The sequence below is a fragment of the Bosea vaviloviae genome, assembly GCF_001741865.1.
Classification (GTDB): domain Bacteria; phylum Pseudomonadota; class Alphaproteobacteria; order Rhizobiales; family Beijerinckiaceae; genus Allobosea; species Allobosea vaviloviae.
Genome location: NZ_CP017148.1, coordinates 54,183 through 66,422 on the forward strand (window position 1 = coordinate 54,183; position 12,240 = coordinate 66,422).

The 12,240-nt window shown below is 59.0% G+C and carries 10 protein-coding genes and 1 pseudogene; all 11 read left to right on the forward strand.

Annotated features, from left to right (window positions below; genetic code table 11):
- Window positions 1-41 precede the first annotated feature (41 nt).
- The 11 genes and pseudogenes from BHK69_RS29850 (at window position 42) to ggt (ending at window position 12,240) form a co-directional block, all read left to right on the forward strand.
- Window positions 42-536 carry a MarR family winged helix-turn-helix transcriptional regulator gene (locus BHK69_RS29850; protein ID WP_083269934.1) on the forward strand — a complete coding sequence of 165 codons (495 nt, stop codon included), beginning with the start codon at window positions 42-44 and terminating at the stop codon, window positions 534-536.
- 109 nt (window positions 537-645) lie between these two features.
- The gene (locus BHK69_RS29855) at window positions 646-1,686 is read left to right on the forward strand and encodes a TRAP transporter substrate-binding protein (protein ID WP_069694122.1); all 1,041 of its coding nucleotides are present in this window, start codon (window positions 646-648) and stop codon (window positions 1,684-1,686) included.
- A gap of 114 nt (window positions 1,687-1,800) precedes the next feature.
- Entirely contained in the window at window positions 1,801-2,355 is a 555-nt protein-coding gene (locus BHK69_RS29860; protein ID WP_069694123.1) for a TRAP transporter small permease, read from the forward strand.
- 6 nt (window positions 2,356-2,361) lie between these two features.
- Window positions 2,362-3,660: a TRAP transporter large permease gene (locus BHK69_RS29865; RefSeq protein ID WP_069694124.1), complete on the forward strand. Its 1,299-nt coding sequence runs from the start codon at window positions 2,362-2,364 to the stop codon at window positions 3,658-3,660.
- A gap of 97 nt (window positions 3,661-3,757) precedes the next feature.
- Window positions 3,758-5,488: a thiamine pyrophosphate-binding protein gene (locus BHK69_RS29870; protein ID WP_158516308.1), complete on the forward strand. Its 1,731-nt coding sequence runs from the start codon at window positions 3,758-3,760 to the stop codon at window positions 5,486-5,488.
- 1,176 nt (window positions 5,489-6,664) lie between these two features.
- Window positions 6,665-7,999 carry a pyridoxal-phosphate dependent enzyme gene (locus BHK69_RS29875; protein WP_342029762.1) on the forward strand — a complete coding sequence of 445 codons (1,335 nt, stop codon included), beginning with the start codon at window positions 6,665-6,667 and terminating at the stop codon, window positions 7,997-7,999.
- A 57-nt stretch (window positions 8,000-8,056) separates the two neighbouring features.
- Window positions 8,057-9,049 carry an IS481 family transposase gene (locus BHK69_RS29880; RefSeq protein WP_069694125.1) on the forward strand — a complete coding sequence of 331 codons (993 nt, stop codon included), beginning with the start codon at window positions 8,057-8,059 and terminating at the stop codon, window positions 9,047-9,049.
- A gap of 174 nt (window positions 9,050-9,223) precedes the next feature.
- Window positions 9,224-9,616, forward strand: coding sequence for a RidA family protein (locus tag BHK69_RS29885; RefSeq protein ID WP_069694126.1), 393 nt, complete (start codon window positions 9,224-9,226; stop codon window positions 9,614-9,616).
- A gap of 124 nt (window positions 9,617-9,740) precedes the next feature.
- Window positions 9,741-10,424 carry an MFS transporter gene (locus tag BHK69_RS33320; RefSeq protein WP_244548597.1) on the forward strand — a complete coding sequence of 228 codons (684 nt, stop codon included), beginning with the start codon at window positions 9,741-9,743 and terminating at the stop codon, window positions 10,422-10,424.
- Window positions 10,393-10,632 (forward strand): annotated as a pseudogene (locus BHK69_RS31740) (D-glutamate cyclase family protein); the annotation flags it as partial. The gene BHK69_RS33320 and the pseudogene BHK69_RS31740, both read left to right, overlap by 32 nt.
- 21 nt (window positions 10,633-10,653) lie before the next feature.
- Complete coding sequence (gene ggt, locus BHK69_RS29895) at window positions 10,654-12,240, forward strand: gamma-glutamyltransferase (RefSeq protein ID WP_069694128.1); 1,587 nt, start codon at window positions 10,654-10,656, stop codon at window positions 12,238-12,240.

A 12,240-nucleotide genomic window follows, 5' to 3' on the forward strand; every position in this document is an offset into this window, starting at 1 on the left:
GATATCGGAGCGAGGGCGCTGTATTGTGAGGACAGCGCTGGATGCCCAAAGCGCCCCGCCCCCCGGCCGCGAATGTCCAAGGGACCAAGATGTCCGGGGAGTATGACGAACGTTTCTTCCCGGCAGTCTTCAAGGAGGTCGTGGGCTTTCATTTGCGGATCGCACAGGAGGCCTCGTTCGAGGCGTTCGGTGTGATGGCAGGAAAGGCCAACCTGAAGCCAGGTTGGTACGCTTTGCTTACGATATTGAACGAGGCGGGATCCATGACGCCAAGTGAACTCAGCAAGCATTGTGGACGTGACCGCTCGACTTTGACCTCGACATTGAAAGCACTCGCCGCACGAGAGCTTATTCAACGGGAACGCAAATCCGATGATCAACGCAGCTACGAAGTCAGACTAACTGCCGTCGGCTTCGATATTCAACGTCGCCTGCATGCGATCGCCATAGAGCACGAGCGCCGCCTTGATGAAATACTTGGACAGGACAAAGACATGCTGCTCGCAATGCTGCGCAGGATCGCATCGCGCATCTAGCCGGCGCACGAAACAACATACGATGGAGATCGAAATATTTCGACGTATTGGTCTAGTAAAATAAGATGTAAAATCTAGACATAGCAACATAAAACGATGGGGAGGTAAAATGATCAGAATTTCGAGCCACGCGCTTACCGGTTTTGCTGGTGCAATAGCCTTGCTTCTGTGCCCGGCCATCTCGCCCGCGCAGTCGCAGGAAAAACCCATACATCTGAAGATTTCGCTGTTTGTACCCCCTGCGCATCCGCTCGTCCCATCAGCCAAGGAATGGGCTGAAAGCCTTAAGAAGGCGTCCGGCGGGTCGATCACGGCAACCATTTTTCCCGCCGAGCAACTCGGGAAGGCGTTCGATCAGTACGACATGGTCAGCAACGGCATTGCCGACGTCGCGCTGGTCAGTCCCGGTTACCAGCCGGGACGTTTTCCGATCATCAACGCGGCCCAGTTACCCTTCATGGTCGCCAACGCGGATGGAGGCTCCGCGGCCGTCGACGATTGGTATCGACAATATGCACAAAGGGAGATGAGCGACACGCATTTCTGCATGGCGTTCGTTCATGACCCCGGCACGCTTCATTCGCGCAAGAAAGTGGTTCTGCCCGGAGATGTGCGTGGCCTCAAAGTACGGCCGGCCCAGCAAGCCATCGGGGAACTGATCACGACGCTAGGTGGCACGAACATCCAGGCGTCGGCCCCGGAGTCGCGGGACGCCCTCGAGCGCGGTGTCGCAGACGCCATCACGTTTCCGTGGAATTCGATCTTCCTGTTCGGGATCGACAAGGTCACCAAGTATAGTTTGGATGCTCCACTTTACACGACGTCCTATACTTGGTCCCTTAACAAGGCGGTCTATGATCGGGCTTCCGCCGCTCAGAAGAAGGTGATGGACGATCACTGCACGGCGGAGTGGGCCGTCAGAATCTCGCATGCCTGGACGGTCTTCGAGGAAGAGGGGCGCCAGAAGATGCGCAAAGCTTCCGGTCACGAAATCACCGAACTGTCTCCCGATCAGTTGAAGCAATGGCGTAATGCAGCGGCACCGCTCGCAATGAGTTGGGCGAATGCAGTGCGCGCCAAGGGGCTCGATCCGGACGCGGTTCTGACCGAACTCAGGCAGAAGCTATCGGATCGCAAGGCCATCTACTGATCCGAGAATCCGGCTGGACATCCTTTTCGCCAGCGGCTCTTCCCCGCCCTTCGCCAGCGGCGCTTCCCGCATGGGTAAAAGAGCCTTCGCCGCACCTGTCCGGGAGCTTGCCCTATGCAGTACAACGCACCGCCGCCGCCGGCGGAGACGAGCCTTCCGCGCAAGAATGCGACGGATCGCTTCATTGAAAGCATAGAATGGATTGCCGCCGCCGCTGTGGGCATCGTCGCAGCCAATATCTTCATCTCGGTACTGCTGCGCTATTTCTTCAGCGTATCCATACCAGACAGCTATGATTTCGGCCGCATGCTTCTCGGCATCCTCATATTCTGGGGAATCGCCGCGACGAGTTATCGCGGCACGCACATCACCGTCGATCTGATCTGGGACTTCGCCGGTCCGCGCCGAAAGCGCCAGATTGACATCTTTGCCACCTTGGTTCTGCTTTTCGTCGTTTCGATGCAGACGATCATGCTCTTCGACAAGGTCGTCACGACAAAAGCCCAGAACATCCTGACGTATGATCTGCAGATACCGACATGGCCGTTCTTTGCAATTGCGTGGCTCGGGGATGTCTCGGCAGTGATCCTGATCGCCGTGCGTACGGTCCGCCTCATCGTCAACCCTATCCCAATCGACGAACCCCGTAACCTCGAAGCGACGGAGTAGCCGGCGATGTCCCAAGATGTCATCGCCGCCGGAAGCTTCGTCGTACTGTTTGCCTTGATGCTGCTTCGTGTGCCGGTCGGCATGGCGATGGGGCTTGTCGGCATCACCGGCTTTGGCCTGATCACGGGGTTCGGGCCTGCCCTCAAGCTCATCGGCCAAACGTCGATGCGAACCGTGACGGACTACACGTTCGGCGTCATTCCCATGTTCCTGCTGATGGGCGCATTCGTGACCAACTCCGGCATGAGCCGGGAACTGTTCCGCGCCGCCAATACGTTCATAGGCCATCTGCGCGGCGGGCTCGCCTTCGCGACGATCGTGGCCTGTGCCGGCTTTGCCGCCATCTCCGGCTCATCGGTCGCTACCGCCGCGACGTTCTCGACGGTCGCCTATCCCGAGATGCGGCGGGCGAAATATCCCCGATCCATTGCGTCCGGAACCATCGCCGCGGGCGGTACGCTGGGAGCCATGTTCCCGCCATCGACCGTCCTGGTGGTCTACGGCATCATCACCGAGCAGGACATCGCGAAGCTGTTCATGGCGGGCGTCCTCCCGGGTCTCCTAGCCGTGGGGATGTATCTTCTCACGATCGCGCTCATCGGCTTGGTCCGGCCGGAACTTGTGCCGGCCGGCCCGCGAAGCTCCAATTCGGAGCGTCTAGCCGCCGTAAAGGACGTCTGGGCCCCTTTGTTGCTCTTTCTGTTCGTGATGGGCGGCCTCTACGGCGGATTGTTCACGCCCACGGAAGCCGGCGGCATGGGTGCTAGCGGCGCGTTCATCATCGGCGTCGTACGCGGGAAGCTTCCGCGAAAGGCGATCCTGGCGTCCCTGCTGCAGGCGACACGGACCGCGGCGGCCGTGTTCACCATTTTGATCGGCGCCTTGCTGTTCGGTTACTTTCTCACCATCACCGGAACACCCCAGCGGATCACCGAATTCCTCACCGGCCTTGGTCTGGCTCGCTACACCATCCTGATCTTGATTCTGGTGATGTATCTAGTTCTCGGCTGCCTGATGGACGCCATGGCGATGATCATCCTGACGGTGCCGATCATCTTTCCCGTGATCGTGGCACTGGGGTTCGACCCGATCTGGTTCGGCGTCATCATCGTGATGACGGTGGAGTTAGGTCTCATCCATCCTCCGGTGGGCATGAACGTCTTCGTCATCAAGAGCGTCATTCAGGACATCAGCTTCTCGACGATCTTTCGAGGCGTTGCGCCGTTCATCGTCACCGACCTGATCCGCCTGGCGATCCTGGTCGCGTTCCCGGTGATCGCCATATGGCTTCCGAGTCGAATGTAGACCGCCGTCCTCGACAAGGGGCACGACGGCCTGCGTGCTCGAGAGGCGGAACAGCTAACACAGACTGACCAGGCGCGTGGGCCAGATGGAACCGAACATGCAGAAAACAGACAACGGAATGACGGCTTCCAACGGCGTGTCGATCGCGAGGAAACCAAACTCCAGCCCGAGCGGCCATGTCGGGTTCGCCATCGCGGAGGCGTTGAATAGCCTCAACGCGGCAATCTGCTTTGGCGTATCTGGTTCGACCAACTACTACGTCTGCGAGGCTCTGGGGCGACTCGGTGTCCGCTACATTGCCGCAGGACATGAATGTAATGCGATCGCGATGGCCGACGCCTTCGCGAGGCATAGCGGAAGGCTAACCCTGGCCAGCGTTCATGCAGGGCCGGGCTTGACCAACGCGATCACGGCGATAGCGGAAGCGGCCAAGGCCAGAACGCCCCTTTTGGTACTCGCCGGTGACGTTGCAGTCGGAGATGTCCTCTCCAACTTCCACATCGATCAAGATGCGCTCGTCCGATCGGTGGGAGCCGTCCCAGAGCGGCTTGGATCAGCCGCATCCGCTGTCGAAGACGTGGTCCGCTCGTGCGAGAAGGCCATCCGCGAGAGGCGGACCGTGGTGCTCAGCATGCCGCAGGACATCCTGCAGTCGCCCGCGCCCCCCGTCGCCATTCGCCTCCTTGAGCGGCAACCGCCAGCGGAACCGGACAGCAGGCTCGTTCATGAGGTGGCCCAGCGGCTTGTCGCGGCGAAGCGGCCCCTCATCCTAGCCGGGCGAGGGGCGGTCATCGCCGACGCAGGCCCGATCCTTGGCCAACTGGCTGCAGAGGTCGATGCCTTGCTGGCGACCACCGCCCGCGCACACGGGCTCTTCGCCAACGAGCCATGGTCTATTGGCATCATGGGCGGGTTTTCGCTACCAGCAATGGCCGAGCTGATACGTCAGAGCGACATCGTGGTCGGGTTCGGCGCGACCTTTACCCACTGGACCACCCAAGCTGGTCGGCTTATCGCCAGCGACGCCACCGTGATCCAGATCGATTCCGATGTTTCACGGCTCGGGTGCCAGCGCGGTGTCGATATCGCTCTATTGGGCGACGCGCGCGTCACTGCGGAAAAAATTCTCCGCGCCGCCCAGGAGTTGAAAAGGGGTGGTGTGAAAGGATGGCGAAACGAGGTTACTGCCACGGTCCTGGCAGGCCGCAAAGGCGATTTGCGGTCTTATGCCGATACATCAACGACGGAGTTTATAGATCCACGCACGCTGTGTATCGAGCTCGACGCACTCCTACCGCCCGAACGTACGATCGCGAATGATGGCGGCCATTTCCAAGGCTGGCCTCCTCTGTACCTGACCGTGCCCGATGCCGCAGGCTGGTCCTTCGCGATGTCGTTCTCGTCAACCGGACTGGGGCTGGGAACAGCGATCGGTGCGGCGCTCGCCCATCCAGAACGACTTACCGTCCTGTGCGCAGGCGATGGCGGGTTCATGATGTCGCTTTCCGACCTCCAGACCGCGGTGAACCTCAAGTTGCGCATGTGCATCGTTATCTTCAACGACGCCTCCTACGCTGCCGAGGTCCATGAGTTTGGTCCGCTGGGCTATCAAACCTCCATTGCCACGTTTCCGGTCACCGATTTCGCAGCCATTGCCCGGGGGACAGGAGCGGCCGGCACGATCGTGCGCACGAAGTCTGATCTTGCGGACCTTCGCCAATGGGTGGGACAAGGCTGCAACGGCGTTTATCTAGTCGATGCACGGATCAATCCGGACCTCGCGGCGGACTGGTTTTCGGAGCTTCTAAGGCAGAAGCATGCGCATTGAGGTCAGTCCCTGCCAGGCTTCGAGCACCGCCTGCGCCAGCGCCGTGCCCGAGGCCTCGCGGCGGCCTGACAAAGATTTTCGCAACGACCGTCGATCGGACGCGACCGGCTGCCATGCTCGCGATCAAGCCGGATAAGCGCACGTCCGCGATCGGCAACGCTTGTCAAAAGTTCGCCGAGGAAAAACATATCCATGCGAGTACTCCGAATCCCGGATCCGAAAGACCATTCGAAGCCAGATCTGGACGACGCAATTATGGGGCTTCGAATATCACGCGGGGAGTTCGCGTGAGCCGTTCGCCGCCTTCTGCGCCGACTGGGACAGTCTCGGGGACGGCAAGCCCGCCGGCTGACGCATACATGTGGAAGATCATATCCTTTTCGAGCGACCAAGCTGCTCCGAGGCGCTGCGACGCTGACGAGTTATTTCCCAGCGTATACTTGTGATATTGTCGTGGCTGGGCCGTAGCTTTCTTTCGAGCGCGCCATGGCGCATGATAATTCAGCTCTGGCCTTTCCTCGATCAATTCGCTTATAGCAAAGTATTTTTTGCGCTTTGATTCCACCAATTGCCGCATTTCGTGATAATCCTGATTCTCAATCACTAACCGCCTCGATCGTTGGAAGCTTTGATAACGCTGACCTACGCGACTGCGTAACCAAAGCAGTGCTGTAACTCTTCAGTTAAGCGATGGTAGCGAATTGATCGCGAGGAATGCGCTCGATTCTCGCATTCGATATGACACAATGCTACGAGAACTTATCGCAACCTACCGCAATGCTTGGCCTGCGGGCCTCCACAGCCATTATGCCGGCGTGCGGCCGAGGCATTGCACCTACGCGACCTGATGCTACGTCCTGGGCATTCGCACACTTCACCGGCAAGGCTTGCGAGGCCTTGTTGCGAAATGCACCCGAAAATCGAGCGCAAAAAACCTCTCCACTCAGTATGTTTCGACCATCTTGGCGGATGGAAGGCGCGTCCGCAGCTATCGAAGCGGAGCTAAGCATGTCGTTACCGGGCTCAGGTCTATTGGACTCGATTGAGATCGTAGATGCCCAAGCGCGCTCCGCCGCGATACGTAGAGCTCGCGCTCGCGGAGTTCGGCTTCCGACCTTTTCGCAGCTGGCAGGCATCACTCCGATACCAGCTGATATAACTGCAAACCTTCAGGGCGTGGATCCCGATGCGCCCGAATCCGACAATCTCTGGCGAGTCAATTGGTTCAACGCGGAGGATCGCAGAACGCTTGCCGGCCTTCCTCGGCATTTTGTGCTGCCGAAGGCGTTGACGGGCGTTGATGCGCCGATTGTGGTGATGGTTGGGGCCCATTTTCCCATGATCGGGGCGCATAAAGTGCTCCCGGCTTACGCGGGCCTCGTGACCAAGCTGGTGTCCGGCAGATTCGACCCGGAGCGCCATCGCGCAGTTTGGCCCTCGACTGGCAATTACTGCCGCGGCGGCGTTGCGATCTCCCGGATACTCGGTTGCGACGGATTAGCCGTGTTGCCGGAGGGCATGAGTCGCGAACGCTTTGAATGGTTGGAAAGGTGGGTCGCAGATCCGTCCCACATCATCCGCACGCAGGGCACCGAGAGCAACGTCAAGGAAATATACGACGCGTGCCATACCCTTGAGCTCGATGACAGCAATGTCATCCTCAATCAGTTTTCCGCATTTCCCAACTACATGGCTCATTACCTCTGCACTGGGACGGCTTGCGGAAAGGTGTTCGAGAATTTCGCACGACAGGCAGCGGGCTCCCGATTGGCAGCTTTTGTCTCTGCTACCGGCTCGGCCGGCACCATCGCCGCCGGCGACTACCTCAAGGCGGTGTACGGCACACGGATCGCCGCGGTCGAAGCTCTAGAATGCCCGACATTACTCGAAGGCGGTTACGGAGAGCACAACATCCAAGGCATTGGCGACAAGCATGTGCCCTTGATACATAATGTAATGAATTTAGATTATATTATTGGTGTATCAGATCAATCGACCAACGCATTAAACGTCCTGTTTAGAGGCGAATCGAATCGCAACGCGTTGAGAAATCTCTTGGGTGTCCAGCGATCTGAGCTTACGAGTTTTGATAACGTTGGCATCTCGGGCTTCGCCAATATCGTCGCTTCCATCAAACTTGCGAAATACATGGACTTTGGCCCCGACGATGTTATCGTCACGATTGCTACTGATGGCGCTCAACTTTATGAGAGCGAAGCGGCAGCTATGATCGAGACGCACATTCCGGAAGACATCCCGCAGAATGACTTTCACGCCATGCTTCGGCGTTGCCTGCATGAACCAGTGGCAGACTCAGTGATCGAAACGACGGGGCGCGACCGACGCAGAGTTTTCAATCTTGGCTACTACACCTGGGTCGAGCAGCAAGGCGTGAGTGTCGAGGACTTCGATGCACGCCGCAGCCAAGCTTTTTGGAAGGGCGTCGCCAGCTCCTATCAAGCCTGGGACGACTTGATCGAGGACTTCAATGCGGAAGTTGCACTGAACTAGATGTTTGATCCCGGGCTTTGATGGTGCAATCTCGAAGCATGAATCGAGGGACGCGCTATGGTCCAGGTTCTTCACGGGAGCGCCACGACGACTGAGGCAGTCCGTCGAGCGATACAACATAGTCAAGCGAGCCTGAGGGCGCTGGCGAAGCGCTACGGCATCAACCAGAAGACAGTCGCGAAATGGAAGAAGCGGAGTTCGGTCGCCGATGCGCCGACCGGGCCTAAGAACCCGTCCTCGACGGTGCTGACCATCGAAGAGGAGGCCATTGTCGTTGCCTTTCGGCGTCATACCCTGCTGCCGCTCGACGATTGTCTCTATGCGCTGCAGCCGACAATCCCGACTCTGACTCGCTCATCGCTGCATCGTTGCCTGCAGCGTCACGGGATCAACCGCCTGCCCGTGGTCGAAGGCGAGAGACCAGCCAAGACCAAGTTCAAGAGCTACCCGATCGGCTATTTCCACATCGATATTGCCGAGGTGCAAACCGCACAGGGCAAGCTCTATATGTTTGTCGCCATCGATCGGACCAGCAAATTCACCTTCGTTGAGCTTCATCGGCAAGCCAAACGGCGCACCGCAGGCGACTTTCTCCGCCATCTCGTCGAAGCGGTTCCCTACAAGATCACCATCGTCCTGACCGACAACGGCACGCACTTCACGACGCCGGGCGCCGGTGGCTCAGCGGTTCCGCTCATCAGGGAGGCGATGGCGAACGGAGAGCTGTTCCGCGCTCATGCCTTCGAATACGCCTGCGCCAAGGCCGATATTGACCACCGCACCACCAAACCGAAGCATCCCTGGACCAATGGCCAGGTCGAGCGGATGAACCGCACGATCAAGGACGCCACCGTCAAGCGCTACCACTATGACGACCACGAGCAGCTCGAACGGCACCTCGCCAACTTCGTCAGCGCCTACAATTTCGGCCGGCGGCTCAAGACCCTGAAGGGGCTCACGCCCTACGAGTTCATCTGCAAACGGTGGACGATCGAGCCCGAAAAGTTCAAGCTCGATCCTATCCACCAAATGCCGGGACTAAACATCTAGGTCGCGCGCACGAAGTCTTCGGTTATCGGTCATGGAATGGGACAAATCTGCGGATTGAGCCCCGTCTTAGAGGCTTTTTCCCGCCCGGACGCAATATCTTTATTCGAGCCGACCCTTGCTGGCCGGAGGGCGGCCGGCCGCATTTCGACCGCTCGATCGACGAAAGGGCGCCAAATGACCTCGATATTGCGACACAACCTCCCCGGCATGCCGCCTTCCGTCTCGCCCAGCAGCCATGCCGTGGAAGCGGACGGCCTGGTGTTCCTGACCGGACAGTTTGGTCGAGATCTGCACGATCCAGAAGCGCCTCTTCCAGACGGCATTGCTGCCCAGACCAGGCGGACGCTCCAGAATATGCGTTCCGTTTTGGCTGACCTGGGCCTGGACATGCGAAATGTCGTCAGCGTTCGCGTTTTCCTCACTGAATTCAAGCGCGACTACGGCGAGATGAACCAAGCTTATGCGGAGTTCTTTGAAGTAGACCACCGTCCAACACGGACGTGCGTGGGCGTTACCCAACTCGTTCGCGATGCACTTGTGGAGATCGACTGCATCGCAAAGCGATAAAAACAAAACTCAAAACGAAGAAATGTAGGAGAGGAATATGGCCCAACCATCGGTTTCATCGCGCCTAGATAGGCTCCCGACCGGTCGATTTCATAAAAAACTTGTCGACCTCGTCGGCGGCGGCATGTTTTGCGACAACTTCGATATCTACATTGCCGGCGCTGTTCTGAGCGTTTTTATCGCTACCGGCTTTTCCACTCTCGACCTTAACGCCTACTTTGTCTCGGCAACCTTCCTTGGCATGTTTATCGGCACGATTGGTGCTGGCGTCGTTGCGGATTGGCTCGGACGGCGTGTCACGTTCCAATGGAACTTGGCAATCTTTGGCCTTGCTTCACTCGCAGGTGCAGCCGCACCCAACATGGAATGGGTGATCTTCCTCCGTTTCCTGTGCGGCATCGGCCTTGGTGCAGAAATCGTCCTTGGTTACGGCACCATCGCTGAGTTCGTGCCGCCCCAGAAGCGCGGGCGTTGGGTATCTATGCTCTCGATGATTTCGAGCACCGGCCTGCTCGCTTCGACGCTGCTGAGCTGGGCGCTCATTCCGATTTTCGGTTGGCGCATCATGTTCATCATCCCCGGCGTCGGCGCGTTGTTCATCCTATGGATGCGCAAGGCGCTCCCGGAATCCCCGCGTTGGTTGGAAGTGAAGGGTAGGACCGACGAAGCCAATCGGGTTGTCACCTCGATCGAGGACGAGCTGCGTGCAGAACACGGTGAACTGCGTGCTCCTGAGCCAAGAATGCCCGTTCCGGCTGAGTCGATTTGGCAAAAGGCACGTACACGGAGCGCCAGTACACATTGGTGACCCGGCCGCGATCGGGGTCGACTTGGCTCGGCGCTACAAGAATGTCGGCTCGGCCGAAGTTGGGGCCGGGCAACTACCCCTTTTCTGGGCCTGCGGGCTGACGCCTCAGTTAGCCGTCGCTCATGCACGACCGCCGCTGTGCATCACGCACGCTCCCTCCAGCATGCTGGTCACTGACCTCAGAAACGCGAGCCTCGCATCCTTCTGACAGACCGAATGAAAGCTAATCATGAGAAATTTTGAACTTCCGGGCCGATCCGAGGCGTTTGGCGTCAACGGAATGGTGGCTACTACCCATCCCCTCGCCTCGATAGCCGCGATCAATGTACTGCGCGAAGGCGGAAACGCCATCGACGCTGCAGTCGCAGCCGCCGCTGTTCTGGCTGTCGTCGAGCCGAGCCAGACCGGCATCGGTGGGGATTGCTTTGCGCTCATCAAGCGCGAGGGCAAGCCAGTTGTCGCCATCAACGGATCTGGTGCAGCACCCTCGAACATCGATGTCGAGCGCCTGCGGCAAGACCACAAGGCTGTGCTGCCTGGCGATAGCGTGCATGCCGTTACCGTCCCTGGCGCGCTGCGCACATGGGAGAAGCTCGTTCAGGATCATGGTAGCCGAGAGTGGGCCGGCCTTCTCGCGCCTGCAATAAACGCCGCGGAAAATGGCTATCCGGTAACGGAGCGCCTCGCCCGCGACTGGTCCAGGCAGACCGAGAAGCTCTCGAAGCTAGCAGACACAGCAGCGATTTTCCTTCCGCATGGCAGGGCGCCGTCGGCTGGCGATGTACACGTGCAGCGGAATCTTGCGAAGACGCTGAGCGAGGTTGCCGCGTCGGGTGCTTCCGCCTTCTACGAGGGCTGGATCGCTGAAGATATTGTCGCCTCGTTGAACGCGCTTGGCGGGTCTCATCGCCTGCAGGACCTCGCCGCTTTCGAGCCGCGTTACGAAACCCCCATCTCAGCGGCATATAGGGGTCACCAGCTATGGGAATGCCCGCCAAATGGATCGGGCGTCACAGTGCTAGCTATGGCAACTCTGCTCGATCGCTTCGATCTGTCCGCACTCGATCTGCAATCTCCCGAGCGATATCATATCCTCGCCGAAATCGCCCGGATCGCTTATGCGGAACGTGATGCGTTTGTTGCCGATCCGGACATTGCCCCGGTGCCTCTCCAGCACCTTTTGTCCGCTCGACGTGCAGATGCGCTTTTCCCGCGGATTTCAAATTCCGGCCGTATCAGCAATCTGACCCCGATTCCGGCTCCAGAGCACAAGGACACCGTATTCCTGACGGTCGTTGATAAAGACCGCACTGCGGTTTCGTTCATCAACTCGATCTTCGATGATTTCGGCAGCGGCATCGTCTCTTCCAAGAGCGGTGTGTTGTTTCACAACCGGGGCTGCGGGTTCGTCCTCGACGAGGGCCATCCCAATGTCCTCGCGCCCGGTAAGCGGCCTCTGCACACCATTCTGCCCGCGATGCTGACGAAAGATGGTGAGGTGGAATTGGCCTTTGGGGTGACCGGCGGTCACTTCCAGCCGATCGGCCAAATCCAAGTCCTGTCCAACATCCTCGACCATGGGATGTCCGTGCAGGAAGCGATAGACGCTCCCCGGATTTTTGCTCGGGGCGACGTGCTCGACTTTGAGCACACCGTGCCCGAGGCCGCGCTGGCGCGGCTCCGAGCATTAGGTCACCGCCCAACCCCCGCCCCTAACCCGCTCGGAACCGCCCAGGCGATCTTCATCGACCGAAAGCGCGGCCTCCTTCGGGGTGGAGCGGATCCGCGCCGTGACGGCTTAGCCCTCGGATATTGA